17 protein-coding genes are annotated in these 20,391 nt (G+C 57.5%); 8 read left to right on the top strand and 9 right to left on the bottom strand.

Annotated elements, in window-relative coordinates; genetic code table 11:
- Positions 1 to 6: 6 nt before the first annotated feature.
- Complete coding sequence (locus tag APA10_RS08315) at positions 7 to 465, bottom strand: hypothetical protein (protein ID WP_250697614.1); 459 nt, start codon at positions 463 to 465, stop codon at positions 7 to 9.
- Positions 466 to 609: 144 nt separating this feature from the next.
- The gene (locus APA10_RS08310) at positions 610 to 3,066 is read right to left on the bottom strand and encodes a TonB-dependent receptor (RefSeq protein ID WP_035365680.1); all 2,457 of its coding nucleotides are present in this window, start codon (positions 3,064 to 3,066) and stop codon (positions 610 to 612) included.
- A gap of 136 nt (positions 3,067 to 3,202) precedes the next feature.
- Here APA10_RS08310 and APA10_RS08305 point away from each other — a divergent pair, with 136 nt between their 5' ends.
- Entirely contained in the window at positions 3,203 to 5,407 is a 2,205-nt protein-coding gene (locus tag APA10_RS08305) for a M13 family metallopeptidase (RefSeq protein ID WP_035365677.1), read from the top strand.
- Between the two features lie 124 nt (positions 5,408 to 5,531).
- Entirely contained in the window at positions 5,532 to 6,737 is a 1,206-nt protein-coding gene (locus APA10_RS08300) for a TonB family protein (RefSeq protein WP_003629006.1), read from the top strand.
- Between the two features lie 112 nt (positions 6,738 to 6,849).
- Here the strand turns inward: APA10_RS08300 and APA10_RS08295 are convergent, their stop codons facing one another.
- Both APA10_RS08295 and APA10_RS08290 read right to left on the bottom strand, forming a co-directional pair.
- Positions 6,850 to 8,544, bottom strand: coding sequence for a Hint domain-containing protein (locus tag APA10_RS08295; RefSeq protein ID WP_003629002.1), 1,695 nt, complete (start codon positions 8,542 to 8,544; stop codon positions 6,850 to 6,852).
- Positions 8,545 to 8,663: 119 nt separating this feature from the next.
- Positions 8,664 to 8,864: a hypothetical protein gene (locus tag APA10_RS08290; RefSeq protein WP_003629001.1), complete on the bottom strand. Its 201-nt coding sequence runs from the start codon at positions 8,862 to 8,864 to the stop codon at positions 8,664 to 8,666.
- Between APA10_RS08290 and APA10_RS08285 the strand changes: the two genes are divergently transcribed.
- From APA10_RS08285 to APA10_RS08275, 3 genes are all read left to right on the top strand, one after another.
- Positions 8,863 to 9,303 carry an acyl-CoA thioesterase gene (locus APA10_RS08285; protein WP_003629000.1) on the top strand — a complete coding sequence of 147 codons (441 nt, stop codon included), beginning with the start codon at positions 8,863 to 8,865 and terminating at the stop codon, positions 9,301 to 9,303. The two genes, APA10_RS08290 and APA10_RS08285, sit on opposite strands and share 2 nt — an antisense overlap.
- A 232-nt stretch (positions 9,304 to 9,535) precedes the next feature.
- Positions 9,536 to 10,360: a ferritin-like domain-containing protein gene (locus APA10_RS08280; RefSeq protein WP_003627012.1), complete on the top strand. Its 825-nt coding sequence runs from the start codon at positions 9,536 to 9,538 to the stop codon at positions 10,358 to 10,360.
- 69 nt (positions 10,361 to 10,429) lie between these two features.
- Positions 10,430 to 10,813: a VOC family protein gene (locus APA10_RS08275; RefSeq protein ID WP_003627013.1), complete on the top strand. Its 384-nt coding sequence runs from the start codon at positions 10,430 to 10,432 to the stop codon at positions 10,811 to 10,813.
- A 143-nt stretch (positions 10,814 to 10,956) separates the two neighbouring features.
- Here the strand turns inward: APA10_RS08275 and APA10_RS08270 are convergent, their stop codons facing one another.
- The 4 genes from APA10_RS08270 to APA10_RS08255 form a co-directional block, all read right to left on the bottom strand.
- Entirely contained in the window at positions 10,957 to 15,399 is a 4,443-nt protein-coding gene (locus APA10_RS08270; RefSeq protein ID WP_003628999.1) for a Hint domain-containing protein, read from the bottom strand.
- Positions 15,400 to 15,505: 106 nt separating this feature from the next.
- Positions 15,506 to 15,940, bottom strand: coding sequence for a fluoride efflux transporter CrcB (crcB, locus tag APA10_RS08265; RefSeq protein WP_003627014.1), 435 nt, complete (start codon positions 15,938 to 15,940; stop codon positions 15,506 to 15,508).
- Positions 15,941 to 15,950: 10 nt separating this feature from the next.
- Positions 15,951 to 16,727 (bottom strand): SDR family NAD(P)-dependent oxidoreductase, encoded by a 777-nt coding sequence (locus APA10_RS08260; protein WP_003627015.1) that lies wholly within the window; start codon positions 16,725 to 16,727, stop codon positions 15,951 to 15,953.
- A 139-nt stretch (positions 16,728 to 16,866) separates the two neighbouring features.
- Positions 16,867 to 17,376, bottom strand: coding sequence for an RrF2 family transcriptional regulator (locus APA10_RS08255; RefSeq protein WP_003628998.1), 510 nt, complete (start codon positions 17,374 to 17,376; stop codon positions 16,867 to 16,869).
- A gap of 81 nt (positions 17,377 to 17,457) precedes the next feature.
- On the opposite strand from APA10_RS08255, the gene APA10_RS08250 reads away from it, so the two are divergent.
- Both APA10_RS08250 and purU read left to right on the top strand, forming a co-directional pair.
- The gene (locus tag APA10_RS08250) at positions 17,458 to 17,832 is read left to right on the top strand and encodes a DUF488 domain-containing protein (RefSeq protein ID WP_003628997.1); all 375 of its coding nucleotides are present in this window, start codon (positions 17,458 to 17,460) and stop codon (positions 17,830 to 17,832) included.
- A gap of 425 nt (positions 17,833 to 18,257) precedes the next feature.
- Entirely contained in the window at positions 18,258 to 19,103 is an 846-nt protein-coding gene (purU, locus tag APA10_RS08245) for a formyltetrahydrofolate deformylase (RefSeq protein ID WP_003628995.1), read from the top strand.
- 118 nt (positions 19,104 to 19,221) lie between these two features.
- Here the strand turns inward: purU and APA10_RS08240 are convergent, their stop codons facing one another.
- A complete protein-coding gene (locus tag APA10_RS08240) occupies positions 19,222 to 19,536 on the bottom strand; it encodes a hypothetical protein (RefSeq protein WP_003628993.1) in 315 nt (104 codons plus the stop codon).
- Positions 19,537 to 19,785: 249 nt separating this feature from the next.
- Here APA10_RS08240 and APA10_RS08235 point away from each other — a divergent pair, with 249 nt between their 5' ends.
- The gene (locus tag APA10_RS08235; RefSeq protein WP_003628990.1) at positions 19,786 to 20,331 is read left to right on the top strand and encodes an RcnB family protein; all 546 of its coding nucleotides are present in this window, start codon (positions 19,786 to 19,788) and stop codon (positions 20,329 to 20,331) included.
- Positions 20,332 to 20,391 lie beyond the last annotated feature (60 nt).

The following is a 20,391-nucleotide window of genomic DNA, read 5'->3' as shown; positions in this document are numbered from 1 at the left end:
ACTTTTTCATAATCTAACCCGATGTACAACCCTTCTGTGAGATTTCCGCGTCAATACCTGCACGGTGCCTTTAAGGGTGGTGTCCACCGTGTATTTGTTATCCCACATGCCGCCTTTAACGCTCACCTGCTCATCCGCCGTTTGCAGGGAAAGGGCCAGCGTATAACCGTGAGAGAGCGGGGTGTCCTGCTGTGCATGGGCAAAGCTGGAATGAATAGCCTGCTGCAACCGCTCCTCGGCCGAGGCCCCAAGGTCTGTGGTGTAATTTACGCCAAGGCTGCACGCTATTTGCGCATTCTGCTTGGCAAAACCCGGTGCAAAACTATAGGCCACCGGCGTTTGCACCAAATGCTGCACCGGCAGATCCTGAATGGGAAAGGAGGCCTCGTTAAGCGCAATGCGAGAACTGCACGCCCCCAAAAGCAACGCCAAAGCCATCAGGCACGCACCGTTTTTACCGGCCATAACCAGACCTCCGTTTGAAGAAAACAAGAACGGAGGCAATACAAGCAGCGTTACCCGCAAATAAGAAATAGTTTTTTAGTGACCAGTTCTGTCCTATTTCTCTCTAAAACGTGAATCACGCGCTTGTTATACTTGGTTTTCCACTTAAAACCCGCAGGAAACACGGCCACCAATAAAGCGTGGTTCACCGGGAATATAGAAATACGTGGTGGTGGCCATGCCGCCACTTTCGGCATAACGTTTGTCCAGAATATTGCGAGCGTAAAGCGTGGCCTCCCACTTGCCCGAAGGCGGGCGGAACGTCACATGCGCGCCCAGCAAAAAGTAGGATGGCAGGCGTTCATACCCCGTGCCGCCCACCACAATGGCCTGGCTGCCCCGGTATTGCCAATCCGGCCCAAAATCCAGCCGATACCCCTTGCCCAAAGGCTGCCGCCACATGGCCTCACCATTCAAGGTGAGTTTGGGGGAACCGTTATCCACCCCGGCAAAGTTGCGCTCTATGGCGTTCCATGTGCCGTGCTGGGCGTAATAGGCGTTGGTGGCGGTGCGGTCCACATTGGGGAAGTTCTGAAAATCCCCGCGCTGCCAGCCAATGTTTTGCATAATGTGCAGGCGGCTTATGGGGTTGGCCTCCAGCGTGGCCTCAAAACCCCAGCTTTCAGATTTGGGAGCGTTTGTAATCTCGCTTAACGGGCCGTAATCGGGAATCAGCACCGTGCCCACAACCTGCTGGTTATGGTAATCATTATAAAACGCCGCACCGTTAATACGCAGGCGGTTGGGTATGGGGTCTGATTTAAAGCCCAGCTCGTATGTCAGCACGGTTTCAGGGTGAAAGGGGTCTAGCTGCGCCTGCACCTGCGTATTGTTGGCCGTAAAGCCGCCGGGCTTAAAGCCCTTGCTCATTTTATAATACAGCATGGCATTGGGCACGAACTGCCAAGAAACACCCACCTGCCCCGCAAACTGGTTGGAGGCCGTGCTTTCTGCGTGGAAGTTATGCGTGGCCCCGCCAAAGATCTGCGATGTCAGGCCCGTAATGCTGCGGTCATCCAGCTCATGCAAAAGCCCCGCCCAGATGGTGACGTTATGCGGCAGCCGGTAGCTAACATGCCCGAATTCCGAAACGCTCTGCTGGTTCTGCCCGAAGGAAGTGGACATCATGTATCCACGCGCGGCGTAATCCGTGTAGTTAAAGAAGAAGCGCTGGTTCATCTGGCTGCGCTGATAATAGCCGCCCACAACCCAGTTCAGCCGCCCACCAAGGGCAGAGCCGTTCAGCCGCGCTTCCTGCGTAAACACGTTGCCATCTATGGTGCGGTAGGTATCGGCCTCCTGCCGTGCTGTGCCGTCCTGATCTGTGTATTCGCCACGCCGTTCGGTTTCAAACGCGCTGACGGATGTAAACGTCACCGGCCCGAAATCGTGGATGATATGCACATCCGCGCCCCAGTACTGGTTGTGCTCGCTGGGTTTTAGTCCATCACGCCGACCGATCAGCTTGTCAAATGTGGAATTGGAGGACCACTGCGCATCTGTTCCCATGCCGTAATCGGGCAGCGGGGTGGAGCCGATAATGCGGTGCACGGCCTGCGGGGTGACAACCTCGCTGTTGTCCTGCACAAAATGGCCGCCAAGCTGAATGGTGGTGTTATCATCCGGCCGCCAGCGCAGCTTGCCGCGCAAGGCCCATAAATCGGCATCACCTAAGTGATCACCATTTTCGGGGTCTCGCTGCCAGCCGCCGCCTTGGCGTGTTTGCCCCGCCAGCCGAAAATCCAGCCCCTTGGCCAACGGGCCAGAAACATAGGCCTCGCTCCGGCTGCGGGCGTAGGAGGCAATATCCTGCGAGGCCCCAAAATGCCACGTATCCGTTGGGTCTGCCGTGCGCAAATGCACTTCCCCACCCGTGGTGGACTGGCCGTGCTCCGTCCCCACCGGGCCGGGGGTTACGCTGGCGCTGGCCAGATCAAACATCATGCCGTCTGTCATGGCGGCGTAGGGGTAGGCCACATCGTCCACATAGGTCAGCACGGTGGGCATGTTGTTCTGGGTAAAGTCATTAAACCCGGAACCACGCAGGTAAAAGTTGGTAGAAGCCGTGCCGTTGATGCTCTGCATCGTTAAGTTGGGGGCCACGTGCTCCAGCCCGCGCAGGGTGGTGATATCGCGGTTGCGCAGCAGCTCCGCCGTAAGGTGCGTGGTGGCATCTGGCTCGTGCTGGGCGGGTTGAAACATGTAATCATACCGGTGGGCGTTCACCTGCACGGATGTGCTGCTGCGGGCTTCCACCGCAGCGGGTGGGCCTGCGTGGTGGGCGGTATGTGCACCTGCATTATGCTGCCCATGTGCATGGGGGTGCGGGGGCTGGTGCTCTGCCACATCGGGTTGGGCGGCCTGCACCATAATGGGCCACAGGCCCAGCGCCATAAGCCCGGCACAGCGCAAAACACCGCGCGCCCGCTGCGCCGCAACACGCCTGCTCTGGTGTGGCTCCTGCCCTATGGCAACACGCTGCCTGTTTCTTGATCGGCCAGAAATAACGCCATACCCCTTGCTTTTGTGCACCTGCGGGCCGCCGCATAACGTGCAACGCATAACATATATGTGTGTTTCAGCCCCCTAATGCGGGGGATGCCTGCAAGATGCAAGCACACATGCGGGCTGGCAGAAAAATTCATTCCCTTACGGCCAACCCATACTTGCCCGCACCACACGGGGTAGGCAGCCTTCCATGCCAGAGGTAAGGTGGGGCGGAATATTCTTTTGTTTCCGAACACTCAGGTGGGTGGGCCTGCCCCGCACACCTGCCCCAGAAGAAAGAAAGCGGAGACTCCATTTGTCCAAGCTCCTCTCCCGTTCCTCCCTACGTGGCGCATTGTTGCTTTCTGCTGCCCTTGTTGGCGCCACCGCAGGCGTTCCTGCCCCGGCACATGCTGCCGCGCCATCTGCCCCCACAACGCAGCCAGCCCCCGCCAGCTTTGGCTCTTGGGGTGTAGATCTGGAAGGGCGGGACCTCAGCGTAAAACCGGGAAACGACTTTTTCCGCTACGCCAACGGCACCTATCTGGACCACCTGCAAATTCCCGCAGACATGACAAGCTATGGCCCGTTCAACGCGCTGGCCGAGCTTTCCCGCACACGGGTGCAGGGTATTTTGAATGATCTTTCCGCCCATCCGGTAGAAAACCCGCGCAGCATTGAAGAAAAGCTGGGCACGTTTTACGCCTCCTATATGGATGAGGCTGCGGTAGAAAGCCTTGGCACCCGCCCGCTCAAGGAAGATCTGGACGCCATTCGCGCCATTAAAACGCCGTCTGATCTGGCAGCCCTTACCGGCTCCTGCCCCGGTAACTTCCAGTTCTCGCCGTTCTCTTTGGGTATCAACCCGGATGCCAAGGACCCCACGCGCTATGCGCTTAATCTGGATCAGGCCGGGCTGGGCCTGCCAGACCGCGATTATTACCTGAAGCCGGAATTCGCCAGCAAGAAAAAGGCCTATCAGGCCTATGTGGAAAAGGCGCTCACGCTGGCAGACTGGCCAGAGCCCGCAAAGGCCGCCACAGCGATTGTGACGTTTGAAACACGCCTGGCCAAAGCCCACTGGGCGCGTGAAACCCTGCGCGACCCGCAAAAAACCTACAACCCGATGACGGTGGCCGATCTGGCCAAAAACGCGCCGGGGTTTGAATGGTCCATCTGGCTTTCCGCCGCAGGCCTGCCCGAACAGGGGCTGGACAAGCGCGTGCTGATTGTGGGTGAACCCTCCGCCATTACGGAAGAAGCCCGCGTGGTGGCCGATACGGATATGGACACGCTGCGGGCATGGCTGGCCGCGCATCTGGTAGAAAACGCCACATCCTACCTGCCAGACCGGTTTGAGCAGGCACGCTTTGCGCTTACCAAATCCCTCACCGGCCAGCCTTCCCTGCCCGCACGGTGGAAGCGCGGCGTGCAGGCCACCAGCTCCGCCATGGGTATGGCGCTGGGCAAGGTGTATGTGCAGCGTTACTTCCCGCCAGAAAACCGCACCACCATGCAAAAGCTGACCACGGATTTAAAAGATGCCTTCCGTGTGCGCCTGCGCAACAATACGTGGATGAGCCCCGCCACCAAGCAGGCCGCGCTGCGCAAGCTTGAAAACTTTGAAATTCAGGTAGGCTACCCCAACAAATGGCGCGATTACGCCAGCCTTGATGTGCATAAGGGCGATGTATACGGCAACGCCCGCAACGGTGTGGCGTATGAATGGCGCTACTGGCTGGCACGGCTGGACCAGCCCGTGGACCGTGATGAATGGGACATGACACCCCAGACCGTGAACGCCTACAACAACCCGCTGTTTGATCAGGTTGTGTTCCCGGCTGCCATTCTGCAACCGCCGTTCTTTAACCCCAAGGCGGATATGGCCGTAAACTACGGGGCCATTGGCGGCGTGATCGGCCATGAAATGACCCACTCCTTCGATGATGAAGGCCGCCAGTTTGATGAACACGGCCGCCTGCATGATTGGTGGACAAAGGAGGATGCCGCCCGGTTCCAGAAACTGGCAGACCGGCTTGGCGCGCAGTTTGATGCGTTTGAGGTGCTGCCCGGCGTGCACGTAAACGGCAAGCTGACAATGGGTGAAAACATTGCAGATCTGGGCGGCCTTACGCTGGCGCTGGATGCGTACCATGCCGCACTTAAAGGCAAGCCCGCGCCAGAGCTGGATGGCCTGACGGGGGACCAGCGCGTGTTCCTTGGCTGGGCACAGGTGTGGCGTGAAAAACTGCGCGAAGAAACCATCCGTCGTCTGGTGGTGACAGACCCGCACTCCCCACCGCAGGCACGTGTGAACATGCCCATGCACAATATTGATGCATGGTACGATGCATGGAAGGTGCAACCCACAGATAAGCTCTACCTTGCACCAGATCAGCGCGTAAAAATCTGGTAACGCCTCACACCAACCCCACACCGCATGGCCCGTGCTCCGGCATGGCCTGCGGTGTGGCAAACTTCTTGCAAACTTCTCTCTGGCACCACAGCAGCAGCCATGACACAATACGCACCACACTGGCATGGGGCCGGTATGCGTAAACCCTGCGGAACAGGTGGAGAATAACGGGCGGGTCATGATCGACAGGTTCAGTTCTTCCCGCCATCCTGCCAGACAGGAACCCCGGCTGCTGCCTGATAGCGGCACCAGTGCTGCGGAAAACACCGCCAGCTCCCGCACATCCCAACCCGATACGGAAGATGTGCGCGCACGCCTTTTTCCCGCAGCACCTGTACCGCGCACGCGGGGCGTGAATGTTCGGGGCACGTCCACCCCGCTTATCCGCAAGGAAATATACGCAGACCCCACACTGGGCCCTGTGCTTACGGCCTCTTTTCTAGCGCATGTACTGCTACTGGCTGCCCTGCTGTATCAGGCCACGCACCATAAGCCCCAAGGCTCCCCCGATGCCGCGCAGCAGGCCGCCGGGGTGGAAATGGTGTTCTCTCAACCGCAGGCCTCCAGCGGCATGGTGGGCGCGCAATCCCCCGATGCCGGGGGCGGGAACGAGGCCAAGCACGCCGCCCAGACCAGTGATGAACCCCCAACCCCGGCAGATGCCGAACCCACGCCCACACCCCCGGCAGAGGAGGCGCCCTCCGCCCCCATTCTGCCGCCATCTGATGATGGGCTGCCCAAGCCGGTGGAAAACAAGACAGAAACCAAGCCATCGCACCCGGTTACGGGCCACAAGCCCAAAGCGCCGCAGCCTGCGCGCCCCACGCCGCACGCCAAACCCACGCCCCGGCCCAGCCACCACAAACCATCTCCGCTGGATCACCCCATGGATATGTCCTTTAACGAGGCCCCAGCCCCGCGCCGCAAGCAGCGTGGCCGCCCCGGTGGTTCCAGCGCCCCGATTGACCTTTCCATTGGCCCGATGGTGGAAAATGGTGAGCTGAACGCCCACTACGCATCCCGCACCACAGTGCATGGTGTGAGCAGTGATTACGCGGCAGAAATTGATGAATGGATCCAGCGCCACCTGTACTATCCGCCAGAAGCAGCAGAACGGGGGGATGAAGGCCCCTCCTCTGTGCATGTTATTCTGGACCGCACGGGGCATGTGTTCAAAGTGTTCCTTACCAGTGGGTCTGGCTCTTCCGATCTGGATTCCGCAACAATAGGCATGTTCCACGGTGCGCAACTGCCGCCCGTGCCGCCGGATATGAAAGACAAGTTCATCAACTTTGATGTGACGGTGAACTACATGCTCATCCGCAACTAACGCGGCCCACAAAAAAATGGGGCACCGGCTTGCACTCTGGCAGCCGATGCCCCGTTTTTTTCATGTGCAAAGCAGGTTTTTTTTCAAACCACCCTGCTTTTACACCTTGGCTTCAGGCACTTTTGGCAAGCTGTTCTTCTGGCGTGTTTGATGCCAGATAAGGGCCTGCCGCAAGCACCTGCACGCTTAGCATCCGTATGCCAGATGTTGGGCGTGCGTTCAGATCCAGCGTGGCGTTGCCATTGGTCCAGCGGGCTGTGCCGTTCTGTTCCAGCGCGTACCAGCCGGGAAGTGCTTCATTTTGCAAATGGGTTGAAATTTCCTGCACATTTCGGACATCTCGCAGGGTTATCTGCCCCACAGCCACACCCAACTGGCGGCGATCATCTACAAACGGGCCTTCCACATCACACGGGCGGCTGGTGCGGGAGACAATCTGCACGTTTTGCACATTGGCTGGCAGCATAAAGGTGTAATGCCCATCCTGCATTTTTATGGCCCGGATACGCTTGCCCGTGTTGGTGTGCAGGCAGATATCGGGGTTTGTCAGCAACTCACGCTGCGCAAGCTGTGCAGGTGTGTGCCCTTTTGCCGTGTGCCTGTTTGCAATTTTTTCAAACAAAGGCTGCACAAACTCTTTTTGCGTGCACAAAGGGGCTGCGGCATCTACAGACCAATCGCGCACCTTGCCACCAATGCTGGCCACCACCACGCCAGTGCTACGGAAACTGGCACGGTTGCCCGTATCCAAATAGCTTTCGCTCAACATGCCATCGGCCATGATAACGGCATGTTCGGGCGTTTCTACATGGTAATAGGTGTAGGATGTAAAGGTGCGATCATAAAAAATGCTGCTGCCATTTACCAACATACGCACTGGCACAAAGCGGCCATCAAAATACAGGCAGTGTTCAGGCGTTACCAGCATATCCTTGTAGGGCACGCCATCTGCAATGGCATCCTTTACAATGCACACAGGGTATCCGGCCTCATCATCCGGCAAGCTGGAGTTGACTGTTGCCTGTGCGTGGCCTGCCCATACAATTTCTGTGGGTTCTGCCGCACCGTTTTTATAGGCCTGCACGGTATCACCCACGCGCAGGTCTTCCACCGCTACATCCCCCTTGGGAGTGCGGATCATGCTGCCAGCCAGATAGCAGATGAGAATACCATGGCCGCTATCGGGGTTAGAAGTGTTTGTCCATTCCTTGGGAATATACCATGTCAGCCCGAACGGGTTGCCAGAGACCTTGATGCTTGGGCCAAGCGACACGTCAATGACGTTAGCAATATTCAGATCCAACCCCACCGTGGTGGTGTTGGTTATCGGATCATAATATCCCCACACGCTTTGGGAATCGGGAAAATCTACCGTAAAGTTTTTGGGGATGGTGCTGGTTGAGTTGCCGTTTGAATCAACAAACGTCACCACGTTGGAAAGCACACCCACGCCCACGCCAGAGCTATCCACCTTGATGTTGCCGCCTTCTGGCCCAACATTGATGGAGCTGAGCACGTTGGCAGAAATAATATTCCCCCCCAATTCCAGCGTGCCACCATCTACCGTAATGTTCTTAATGGCCCCAACAGAGGCCAAGCCACCACCGGCTACAACTGTGGCACCATTTTCCACCACAATGCTGCTGAGCGCCTGCACATCGGCCAGGTTGCTCAGGTTCACCACCACGGGGTCTCCCGCCGGGGTGTTGATATCCCGCGTGATCAGAATGTTGCCGGTTACGTTAAGGTTGAGCAGATCCTCAACCGAGTAATCTATTACCCTATCAAACAGGAGATTGATGGCCATGACACGTGGAATCCTTATTGGATAAAGACAACCCCGTTAACTATTTATTAAGTATTAACGGGCGGTGACTTCATTTTTATTTTGATTTTATTTATAAATAGTAAACGTTTTAAAAAAATTTACGTAGATGTTATGAAAATGCTACACATACGTAAGCGCACCGCCACCCGCTCTACGCTCAAGGCAGGTTTGATCACGAAAAACTGAAGCTGCATCCCGCCATGTTTACGGGCTATCCTACGGGCAATGCTTTCGTGCAGGGCGGCTTCTTCCCTGCAAGTCAGAACATAAGGCTCCTGCCAGAAGGAACAGTACTGCATGCCCCGTTCAGAGAATTCGCAAATCCCCACAGATATCCCCACCATCCGCGTGGTGGCCATGCCCACAGATACCAACCCGGCGGGGGACGTGTTTGGCGGGTGGATTGTTTCTCAGATGGATCTTGCAGCCGGCACCACGGCGGCTTTTCGGGCCAACGGGCGGTGTGCCACCATTGCCATTAACAGCCTTGTTTTTATGGAACCCGTGGTAGTGGGGGATGAGGTGAGCATTTACACCCGCATTATTCGCGCGGGCCGCACGTCGCTTACCATTCATGTTGAAACATGGCGCCGCGCCCGCCACACGCATCTGACATCCAAGGTAACGGAAGGTGAATTTATTTTTGTGGCGCTGGATGAAAACCGCCGCCCCCGCCAGTTGCCGCCCGCACAGCCGGGGGATGAACTGCCAGAAATTGTGCCCCCCACAGCACGCTAAACACCACGCGGCAGCTTTATAAGCCCCTGCCGCGTTATGCCCCGGCAGCCAGAGCACACCTTGGGTGTTATCTGGCTTGTTTGGGTTTTTTCAGCTTTTCACGCCAAGGCCGGATGGTCTAGAAATCCGGCCATCAGGTTTTTTCATGCCTTGGCTCTGGCGCAAACCCGGCCTGCACGGCATATAAACCACGCATACGCGTAAAAAAGGCAGGAAAGGGAGGCCCGGGCTTATGAAACACTGGCAGATCGACCAACTGCCTTGGGATCAGTTTGATCCCTCTAAAGTAGATCCGCAACTGGTGCCTGCCATCAAGGCGGCCTCGGTGGTGGAACGCAACAGCGTGGATTACGCGCTTTACCTGAACAACGTATTCCGTGATGACCCGGACTTTAGAGAAGCCGCAGACCACTGGGCCATAGAAGAAGTACAGCACGGTGATGCGCTGGGCCGCTGGGCCATGCTGGCAGACCCCACGTGGGATTATCATGCCGCCTTCCAGCGTTACCGGGACTTTTACCAGATTCCGCTGGAAGTGGAGCAATCTGTCCGTGGTTCCCGCACGGGGGAACTGATTGCCCGATGTATGGTGGAAACAGGCACGTCCTCCTTTTATTCCGCACTGGCCGATGCCACGGAAGAACCTGTGCTCAAGGCCCTGTGCAAGCAGATTGCGGCGGATGAGTTCCGCCACTTCAAACTGTTTTATGACCACATGAACCGCTACCTGAAGCGCGAAAACATTGGCACGCTGCAACGCGCACGCATTGCCCTGGGCCGCGTAACGGAAAGCGAGGATGACGAGCTGGCATCCGCCTACTACACCACGAACGACCCCGCAAACATACCGTATGACCACACGCGCTGCATTGCGGCGTATATGTCCCGCGCCATGAAGAACTATCAGCCCCAGCACCTGCGGCGCGTGGCCAACATGGTGTTCAAGACCATTGGCGTTAACCCGCATGGCAAATGGCAGAGCGCTGTGTTCTGGATTGCAGAAAAACTGTTCTTCAGCCGCCAGCGCAAGTTTGCGCGCATTGCGGGCATAAGCTAGCGGCCCTTCTCCTTCTTACTATGGCGGCGTAAGCTCGCTTCCGTCAAAACAGACGGAGATTTACATCTGATGTTTACGCATATTGTCGTGGGCAGTAACGATATTGCCCGCTCCAAAAAATTCTACGATGCCATTTTTGAAGCCATGGATATTCCCCCTTCGGAAATTCACCCCAATGGCCGTCTGGTTTATGCCAAGCAGGGCCAGCGCTTTGTGGTCACCAAGCCGCTGGATGGCAAACCCGCCACCCCGGCCAACGGTGGCACCATCGGGCTGGAAGCTGCCTCCCCCGCCATGGCCGATGCATGGCACAAGGCTGGTGTTGCCAATGGCGGACAGGCCATTGAAAACCCACCCGGCGTGCGCCAGACCGGCGTAGGCCCACTATATCTGGCCTACCTGCGGGACCCGGACGGCAACAAGCTGTGCATTGGCTGCAAGGTTCCGGCCTAAGCCCTAACAGGTTGCGTTTAACCTTGGCAGAACACTCTTTTCCGCCGGGGCTTAAATAAAAAAAAGCTGCGTTCCCTTTTGCGGGCCGCAGCTTTTTTTGTGCCTGATTTTACGCTGTGTTCAGGGCTGTATGCTCTTGTGGCTTATCCGGCCTGCCGTGCGGCCACGGGCGCACCAATGGCGGCAGCCAGAGCCTGCTGCACCTGCTGGGCCGTAAAGCCAGCCCGCATGAACACCCGCCCGGCCCGGCTGGCCTTGCTGTTCACGCTGGCCTGCTGGTGCAGCCGCACAATGGCTGCTGCCAATGCATCTGCATCCTGCCCCACAAAAGCGGCCAGATCCTGCGGCAGATCCAACCCTTCTGCCGCGGCAGGGGAAAGCACGCAGGGCACACCGGCAGCAAAGCTATCCAGCACCTTGCCCTTAACACCCGCGCCAAAACGCAGCGGTGCAACGCTTAGGCGCACGCTATCAAACAGGGCCTGCAAATCCTGCACATGGCCCAGAACTTCCACACCATCACGCGCAAGGGCACGCAGTTGGGCGGGCATGCTGGCACCGGCCAGAAGGCACCGAATATCCGGGTTGGTGGCCCATACGCGGGGCATGATGTCCTGCACCAGCCAGCGCGCGGCATCAGCATTAGGGGCATGTGCATAATTGCCCACGAACACCATACCATCTCGCCGCGCAAACCCCGGCACACGCGCACGCACCGGCACATCCCACGGTGTTACCTGCACCCGCACCTGCGGCAGTTCACGCCGCAGCAGTTCGGCCTCGGCGGTGGAATGGGTAATCACCGCATCGGCCAGCAGCATGGCGCTGTATTCCGCCTGTTTTACCTTACGGGCACGCGCCATAAGCTCTGGCCGCCCCTGTGCCTGCGCCTGCCGGAGCAGACGCAGCCAGTGCAGATCGGCCAGCGCATATAGCACCCGCGCCTTGGGCTGGTGCCGCCGTGCCAGCGCCGCATAACGCGTGGCGGTATCCATACGGTGCAGATACACCACATCAAAACTACCAGCCTGACGGCGCAGCACATCTTCTACCGATGAATAGAATGGCAGCGTGCACACCGTAACATCAGGCAGGGCTTCCAGCGTGGCTGCGCCATCCATCTGATCTGCCGCAACAAGGCTGACATCATACCCCAGGGCCACAAGTGCCCGCATATGGGACAGCACGGCATGAGAGCCCGCATCCCGCCCGGTATCGGGCCGCAATGTATCCACCACCAATGCACGTTTGCGCACAGGCAATGGGGCCATGCCCTGCCCACGGCGGGCACGGGCAGCGGCCAGATTGCGCATATCCTGCCCGCTTTGTGCGCGTGCGTGGGCCTGCGTTAGTTTTTCTACCTGCCCCAGCAGGAAGGAGAGCACCTGCGCCTGTTCGGCCTCTCCCGTTGCGGCGGTTACCGCCTGCGCAATAGCCTGCTGCATTGTGGGGTCAAACGCATCTACCGCTTCCAGCACATGCGGGGCCCCCAGCAATGCGCCATCGCTCTCTCGCCGGATTTCCAGCACATGCCGGGTAAAGGGGGAAAGGCCGGTTGGCAGCAGCACATCAAACCCGCAGCGTTCTGTTGCGCAGCCACCAGCGCGGCGCACATCTGGCCGCAGACCATTGGCCACAATGGACACCACAAGCTGCCCGTTATCCAGAATCTGCAGGGCTACGGGTTCATCCGGCGTGGCGGGGCTGTGCGCCCAACCTGCCACACGTTCACGCGTTGCGCAGTCCACATACCCCAGCAGTGGCGTTGCGGGGGTGCGGGCCAGAACAGCCTGCACGGGTTTGGCGGGGGCCAGATCCAGCATCCACGGGCTGTTGCCAAGGGCTGTATGGTCATCCACGCGCTGCACTTCCAGCACGTGCCTTTCGTGCACGCTCAGGCCGCCGGGCACTTCAAACACAAAGCCTACGGCATCTGCCATATCTGCACGGGGCTGGTTGGCCACAACCTCACCCAGCACCACGCCACAATCCAGAACACGCAGGCGCACGGGGGCACCGTTTTCTGGGTTGCTGGCCCAGCCTGTCAAACGGGTGCGGGTGATTGTATCAATATAGCCTTCCAGCGGCCCCTGTGCCCGTGGGCGCGTGCCAGCGCGGGCGTTCAGACGTTTCCGAATGGCCTCCAGCCGGGGGCCTTCTTCCACCCTTGGGGCGCAATACTGCGCAGGCTGTTTTTGGGCTGATGGATAAAGTGCCGCGTATTCCGCCGCATTGTGGAACATGCCGCGCGATTCATCATCCACAAAGGTTTCAGACCACGCACCGTTGGCAAAGATAACATCGTGGCTTTCCAGCTCGATGTGGAAATACGCCACCTCATCCATGGCCTCTGCCTGCATAATGGAGGTGCCATTCACCAATGCCACGGCAGGCACCAGCACGTTATCCAGATACATGGCGTGCAGTGGGGAAACGGAAAGATCCTGCCGGGGCAGCCCCTGCGCCAAGGAGCCACGGCGGAAAATAACCGGCAGCACATCCGGGTTGCCCGCAGCAAACTGGCCGGAATACGCACGGCGGCCAATCCAGCGTATGGGGCGAAAACCATGTTCCAGCGTGCGCACCAGATCACCAATTTGCAGGTGTTCTACCGGCACTTCGCCCCGGTCTGTTTCTATCAGCGTGCCGCGGCAATAGCAGGGCGTGCCATCTTCAATTTCATAAATACCCTGATCATCCAGAGTGACCAGCGTATAGTCACCAGACCCACCTTCTATTTGCAGCGTTTCCACCTGCCCGGTGTCTGAGTTGGTGAACGTAAACGTGCTGCCACTTATGCTCATGCCGCCATCAAACTGCGGTGTCAGGATAGCCCCGTCCTGCAAGATATCATTTTGCAGATTGGAGTTTTCGTTAAACTGAAGTGTGGCGCCAGAAGCAATGGTGGTGTTGCTAAGCGAGGCATCCGCCCCCACGTAAACGGACACATTGCTTTGTGTTGTAACCTGGCTGGCGCTGCCGTGGTCAATTAGAAGCGAAGCCCCGTTTTGCAGCGTGATATTTTGCAGGGTATCGCTGGCATTCATCACATTTTCTGTAACACCACTGCCCAATGTATCTGCTGTTTGGGTAACGGCACCTTCCAATGCGATGGAAGCGCCCGATGTGTAGGTGTTGCTGGTTAATGTCTGGCTGGAGCCCAAAACGGTAACCGAACCACCGTTTACGGTATTGTTTGCAAACTTCGTGTCCTCACCGCTGAGTGTTGCGGTGGTGTGGCTGGCAAATGTGTTGCCGACAATGTTGGCAGGTGCAGACTGAACCGAGGTGGTGGAGCCAGAAACATGGTAGATATCGGAGTTCTGGGCATTCAGTTCGCTTCCGTCCTGAAAGATTTGCCCGCTGAGTGTGCCACCCGCGCCCAACAACTCTTCCTGCGAGCCTGCTGTAAATGTCAGACCGTTGGCAGTGCCACCGACAACGCTTACAGACCCGCCGGATGTCACTGTAGCAGAGCCAACAATGCTGGCATCGCTGTTCACCCACAGGTTGGAAACAACCTGTTCATCCCCGTATATTGATGCGCCTCCACTTACGGTGGCGTTTTCCAGCGTGGTGCCGGAACCCATGGAGACAAGTAAGGTTGATTGCGCGCCAGAACTGGTGGAAAGCTCGCCACCATTAATATTACCTTCCACCACGGCGTTTTCAGATGCCGTTATGGTGGTGATTGTGTGAATGTACAGGCCAGAAGATGCCGTAGCAAGGCTTACACCGCTTAGCGTGCCTTCCAGTTCAACATCTGTAAAATTGTCATCTGTATTGAGGGAGCCGAGTTTTAAGGAATCAATTTCTGCGCCGGATGTCACATACACCTCAACCGACTGGTCCAGCTCTGCTGGCAGAGCAGAAAGATCCACACCAGAAAAGGGCATGCCATCTGCTGCAATATGTGTTTGCAGCACCACATCATTATCTGTGGTCACGGCATAACCGGGCAGCGCACCGGTTACATCGCTGACATTGGCGCCACTTTCTGCAAAGAAAAAGCCACCACTCTGGATTGTTTCATGCGTGGCGGAACCGCTGGAATCCACATATTCCATTGCGCCGGACTGTATGGTGTTGCCAGAAAGGGTGCCGCCCGTATCTGATGCCTGTATGTACCCGCCAGCCAAAACATTTACGCTGGTTACAATGCTGCCTGCCTCGGCAAATATGTTGCCGCCAGCAGAAATGGTCCCGCCACTTAGCACGGCAGAGGTTTTAAACGTGCCGCCCTCATCATATCCAACGGTTACAATCCCGGCACTTTCAACCTGCACATCGGTGGCGCTGCCGCCTAGATCCACAGTAAGCTGTCCGTCATTCCCCACTGTTGCGCCGGAAAGAACGCCGCCCTTGTAAACCTCCACATCGCCATCATTGATCTGGGTGTTCAGTGCAGAGCCGTGCACGTCCAGTTCGGCTGTCTCAACATCATCACTCTGCTCATTGGTATTTGTGGGGTCCAGCACCGTATTTACAACGGTGCCACCTTTGGCCACCTTTACAATTTCATTTACGTTGATGGTGTGCCCGCTCAGGGTCTGCCCACTGGAAACGGTAAGGGTTGACTCAGCCATCTGTTTGTATGCCTTCGCTTAAATGTCTGGATATCCGGCAGCATAAAAAATTACCTAACCCAACCTTACCGCATTTTTCCCTTTGAAAACAGACGCAAAAACCAGCCTACACTTCTTCTTCCGTGTTGGTTTGCGCCACCAGAATGGCGTGGGAGTTCATGCGGGATGCCAGCATGTGCCCCACAGCCACCGCGCCAACGGAAAGCGTAACAGACAGCACCACGTTCACCAGCGCACGGCCCCAGCCCCCAACGCGAATAAGGTCCAGCGTTTGCAGGCTGAAGGAGGAAAACGTGGTGTATCCGCCGCATATGCCCAGCATGACAAACAGCCGCGTGGTTTCCGATACCGGATACCGGCCAGATGCCAGCGTAAGCGTGCCAAAAAAGCCGATAACAAAAGAGCCCACCATGTTCACACCAATAATGGTGCCCCACGGAATATACCGGCTGATGGGTGCAGTAAGAACAGAAACAAAATAGCGCGCCAGTGTGCCCAGCGCGCCCCCGAGCATAACGATCAGGCAGGAATAGAAAGACATAAAGGAAACCTTACTCCGCCATTGTGCGATCCACCGCCAAACCGGCAGAGGCCTGGCAGGTGGGCATCATTTCCACATGGTTGATGTTTACATGTGCAGGCAGGCTTAAAACCCATGCCACCGTCTGGGCAATATCTTCGGGCAAAAGCGGGTGCGTGCCTTTGTAAACATCCTCTGCCTTGGTGGCATCTCCCAACCGCACCTGGCTGAACTCACTGCCGCCGCACAGGCCGGGGGCAATGGTGGTGGCGCGCACCTGCTTGCCCAGCAGATCGCTGCGCAAATTGCGCATGAACTGCTCAACAAACGCCTTGGAGGCCCCATACACGTTGGAACCGGGGTAAGGATACGTGCCTGCCGTGCTGCCAAGGGCCACAACATGCCCCCAGTTACGCGCCACCATGCCCGGCAGCAGCGCGCGCGTAATTTCCACCATGCCGGTTACGTTGGTGGCTATCATGCGCTGCCAGTCTTGCAGGTTGGTTTCCCACGCTTTTTCCAGCCCCAGCGCCAGCCCGGCGTTGTTCACCAGCACGTCTACCTCCTGCCAGCCTGCGGGCAGGCTTTGCGGCAGGGCGGCAAGAGCGGGGGCGTCTGTCATATCCAGTTTAAACGGCAGGATTTCACCCTTGGCTTGGGCGGCCAGTTCTTCCAGCCTTTCCTGCCTGCGGCCTGTGGCAATAACGCGGTAGCCCTGCTGGGCCAGAAGCAGCGCAATGGCATGCCCAAATCCGGCGGTGGCACCCGTTACCAAAACTGTTTGTGGTTGCTTGCGTGTCATACCCATAGCCCTTTTTTGTGCATGAAACGGGGCGAGCCCCAAAGCAGGAAAGCCGCAGCAATGGGCGTGCGCCATGCTTCCCGCAGTGCCTGCAACTGTAGGGCAAGGCGGGGCAAGTTTCAAAACACCATCTTGGGTGGTGGTTTTACGGGGGTGTGGGCGTGCTCAGCTTGGCTTCGGCATCCTGCAAGATCTGGCGCTCTGGCGTGTGCAGCATGTCTGCCAAGGTGCGGCTATCCAGCACCGCCATAAACGCATCCAGCGCCTCACCCAACGCGCCGCGCAAATGGCACGCGCGGGAGAGCAGACATTCCGTGCTGCCCGGCACACCGGGGGAAGGCGACATGCAGCTTACCAGCGCCATATCATCTTCCGTATGGCGCACCACATCGCCAATACAGATATCCTGCGGCGCACGGCCCAGCATGAGCCCACCGCCCCGGCCGCGCAGTGTATCTACAAACCCGCCCCGGCCCAGATGATGAATGATCTTGACCAAGTGATTTTCTGAAATGCCATACACCCGCGCAATCTCCTTAATGGAAACGCGGCGGTTGGTGTGCACGGCCAGATAAAGCAACGTGCGCAGGGCATAATCTGTGTGCAGTGTCAGACGCATGGGGCCTTTTACACCATGATGGGCTGGTATGCCCATTCATCTCTTTAAGATACCTTAAAAACACATCTTAACTAACGGCCCAAAACCCCCATGCGTTCACCGCAACCAGAGGCCCCAATGCCCCATCAGCCCGATATCCGCATCCGCCGTGTGTATGAAGCCACCCAGCCAGATGATGGCGCCCGCGTGCTGGTGGATAGGCTGTGGCCACGCGGCATCAGCAAGGAGCGCGCCGCCCTCACCCTGTGGCTGAAGGACATTGCCCCTTCCACCGCCCTGCGCCAGTGGTTTGCGCATGACCCCGCAAAGTGGGAAGGCTTTTGCCAACGCTACACGGCAGAGCTGAACGCCAACCCGCAGGCTGTGCAGCAACTGGCCGATCTGGCCCGCAAAGGCCGCATCACCCTGCTATTTGGCGCGCGCGATGTGGCACATAACGAGGCCGTGGTGCTAGCCACCTACATGGCTGCCCATCTGGCCCACCGCACATAAAAAAAACCGGCACACCCAAGGCTAGAGAACAAAGCGGGAAACGCGGGAAAACACTATAGGCACGCTGCCTTCCACAAAACTATCCACAGGCTTTTCCCACATTCTCTCCCCGTTTTCTGTGGATAAGATTTATGACAAAGCAGGAGAACAAACGTTCAGAATCGGCTGTTTTCTGGGATTTTTAGGGATTCGTTTTATGACAAGCAGAGAATCAGCTTGACCTGAAAAAAACATGACGAGTCGGGCTTGCCACGATTCATCCACAGGCCATCCACACAATTTGCCCAACGCCCCACCGGTTATAAACAGGTGGTAACACAAGCTATTGCGCAGCCCCCTGTGCACTGGCACAAGATGAGGCCCATTGCGCCCCCCGCGCCCTTTATACAGGCCCAGTAGAAGAACAAAGGAGCATACGCCAGCGCATGCAGTTTATTCTTACTTTTTCCTGCCCGGACCAGCCCGGCATTGTTGCGGCTGTTACATCCGTTCTGGCAGAGCGAGGTGCGGACATAACCGAAACCCACCAGTTCAGCAACCGGGAATCTGGCACTTTGTTCATGCGGCTGGCCTTTAATGCGCCCGCGCCGGGTGGTCTGGCAGAAATAAATGATGTTCTGGCCCCCGTGGCCAAACACTTTGGCATGAACATGCGCCTGCATGATGCCGCCGTGCTGCCGCGCATTATCATCATGGTGTCCCGCTTTGATCATGCGCTGCTCAACCTGCTGTATCAGGTGCGTGTGGGCTGGCTTAAGGCGGATATTGTGGCCATTGTTTCCAACCACACAGATAGCGCTGCCACGGCAGAACAGGCGGGCATTCCCTATTACTGCTGGCCCGTCAACAAGCAGAACAAGGCCGAGCAGGAAGACAAGCTGCGCGCCCTTATAAAGGAAACAAAGGCTGATTTAGTGGTGCTGGCCCGCTACATGCAGGTGCTTTCGGATTCGCTCAGCGCAGAATTAAGTGGCCGGGTCATCAACATCCACCATTCCTTCCTGCCCTCCTTCAAGGGGGCCAAGCCATATCATCAGGCATATGCGCGTGGTGTGAAACTGATTGGCGCCACCGCCCATTACGTGACGGCGGATCTGGATGAAGGCCCGATTATCGAGCAGGAAACCGCGCGGGTTACGCACAACCTCTCGGTGGAAGATTACATTGCCACCGGCCGGGGTGTGGAATCGCAAGTGCTGGCGCGGGCGGTGAAGATGCATGTTGAGCATCGGGTCATGATCAACGGCCACCGCACTGTGGTGTTTGCCTAAAACACCCAAAGGCTGCCGCCCCATTGCGGGCGGTTTGGCTTTTGCGGCCATAAAAAAAGGCGCCCCAAATGGAGCGCCTTTTTCCGTATGCAGCCCGTAAGGGCCACATGCAGCAAGATTAGTTGCTGTTGTTGTCGCCGCCGTTCGGGCCACCGTGTTCACCACCCGGGCCGCCATGTTCGCCACCGGGGCCACCATGTTCGCCACCGAAGTTGCCCTGCTGGCCACGATCACCGCGTTCGCCGCGTTCACCACCCTGCTGGCCACGATCACCGCGGTCACCACGATCACCACGGTTTTCGTCACCACGGCCGTTCTGGTTGTCACCGTTTTCGTTGTGCTTGTGTTCGTGCTTGTGATGGTGGCTTTCTGCATGAGAAGCAACCGGCATAGCAACACCCAGAGCAGCAAGCAGGAAAAGAGCTTTTTTCATCGTTAACAATACTTTCGTTCAATATGTTTGGCACCGCACTTGGCAGTGCGTGTCGAAAATGAAGCTAGGAAAGAATTGAGACAAAATAAAGGCTGGCAGACATACATTATGTTAATTTGATTTATGCCCTGCGTTGCATCTCACTCATGCCGCCTGCCCTTGCCCCTTATATATGTGTTTGAAAGCAGGAACGTAATTCTGCCACAAGCGTATGTGAAAAACAGACGTATTGAAGCATAGAGGTTTGACATGAAATTCCGTTATCTTGCAGCCGCTGCCATGATGGGTGTGATGTGTGCATCCGCCCCCCTTCATGCCGAACCACAGTTTAACGGCCCCGGTGGCCGTGGTGGCCCACAGGGCGGCCCCAACGGTGGCCCCGGTGGTGGTGCCATGCACGGCGGCCAGCGTGGTGGCCTCGGCCCAGCCATGCACAACGCCAACCGAGGCGGCCGTGGTGGCCCCGCACGCGGTGGTGACAACTTTGACATGAACCGCACATGGCGCAAGGGAGACCGCTACGATGGCCCCCGTAATGACCGCTGGATTGTGCGCAACTGGCAGGGCCAGCGCGGCCTGTATGCCCCGCCATCTGGCTATTACTGGATGCGCTATGGCAACCAGTTCCTGCTAACATCCCTTACCACGGGCATTATTGCCGGTGTTGTAAGTGCTACCATTGGGGCCGTTGCCACCCCCGCAACCCCCACCTATGCCGCGCCAACCTACGCAGCACCGGGCTACGCTGCCCCCGGTTATGTAGCACCCGGATACGCCGCACCCGGCGGTTACTAAAAACTACCATATATAACGCAGGATATTATCAGAACGTATTTTACAATCTGGCAATATCCT

It is taken from the genome of Acetobacter pasteurianus subsp. pasteurianus LMG 1262 = NBRC 106471 (assembly GCF_000285275.1).
GTDB classification, from domain to species: domain Bacteria; phylum Pseudomonadota; class Alphaproteobacteria; order Acetobacterales; family Acetobacteraceae; genus Acetobacter; species Acetobacter pasteurianus.
The sequence above is the reverse complement of the archived record's forward strand: the minus strand, read 5'-3'. Positions and strand labels throughout refer to the sequence as shown.

Excerpts from the sequence above, each read along its gene's own strand:
- APA10_RS08290 (WP_003629001.1), bottom strand. The coding sequence starts at position 8,864 with ATGCAGTACTGTTCCTTCTGGCAGGAGCCTTATGTTCTGACTTGCAGG.
- APA10_RS08250 (WP_003628997.1), top strand. The coding sequence starts at position 17,458 with ATGCCCCATCAGCCCGATATCCGCATCCGCCGTGTGTATGAAGCCACC.
- APA10_RS08300 (WP_003629006.1), top strand. The coding sequence starts at position 5,532 with ATGGGGCCGGTATGCGTAAACCCTGCGGAACAGGTGGAGAATAACGGG.
- APA10_RS08240 (WP_003628993.1), bottom strand. The coding sequence starts at position 19,536 with ATGAAAAAAGCTCTTTTCCTGCTTGCTGCTCTGGGTGTTGCTATGCCG.
- purU (WP_003628995.1), top strand. The coding sequence starts at position 18,258 with ATGCAGTTTATTCTTACTTTTTCCTGCCCGGACCAGCCCGGCATTGTT.
- APA10_RS08295 (WP_003629002.1), bottom strand. The coding sequence starts at position 8,544 with ATGGCCATCAATCTCCTGTTTGATAGGGTAATAGATTACTCGGTTGAG.
- APA10_RS08235 (WP_003628990.1), top strand. The coding sequence starts at position 19,786 with ATGAAATTCCGTTATCTTGCAGCCGCTGCCATGATGGGTGTGATGTGT.
- APA10_RS08315 (WP_250697614.1), bottom strand. The coding sequence starts at position 465 with ATGGCCGGTAAAAACGGTGCGTGCCTGATGGCTTTGGCGTTGCTTTTG.
- APA10_RS08285 (WP_003629000.1), top strand. The coding sequence starts at position 8,863 with ATGCCCCGTTCAGAGAATTCGCAAATCCCCACAGATATCCCCACCATC.
- APA10_RS08305 (WP_035365677.1), top strand. The coding sequence starts at position 3,203 with ATGCCAGAGGTAAGGTGGGGCGGAATATTCTTTTGTTTCCGAACACTC.
- crcB (WP_003627014.1), bottom strand. The coding sequence starts at position 15,940 with ATGTCTTTCTATTCCTGCCTGATCGTTATGCTCGGGGGCGCGCTGGGC.
- APA10_RS08260 (WP_003627015.1), bottom strand. The coding sequence starts at position 16,727 with ATGGGTATGACACGCAAGCAACCACAAACAGTTTTGGTAACGGGTGCC.
- APA10_RS08310 (WP_035365680.1), bottom strand. The coding sequence starts at position 3,066 with ATGCGTTGCACGTTATGCGGCGGCCCGCAGGTGCACAAAAGCAAGGGG.
- APA10_RS08255 (WP_003628998.1), bottom strand. The coding sequence starts at position 17,376 with ATGGGCATACCAGCCCATCATGGTGTAAAAGGCCCCATGCGTCTGACA.
- APA10_RS08280 (WP_003627012.1), top strand. The coding sequence starts at position 9,536 with ATGAAACACTGGCAGATCGACCAACTGCCTTGGGATCAGTTTGATCCC.
- APA10_RS08270 (WP_003628999.1), bottom strand. The coding sequence starts at position 15,399 with ATGGCTGAGTCAACCCTTACCGTTTCCAGTGGGCAGACCCTGAGCGGG.
- APA10_RS08275 (WP_003627013.1), top strand. The coding sequence starts at position 10,430 with ATGTTTACGCATATTGTCGTGGGCAGTAACGATATTGCCCGCTCCAAA.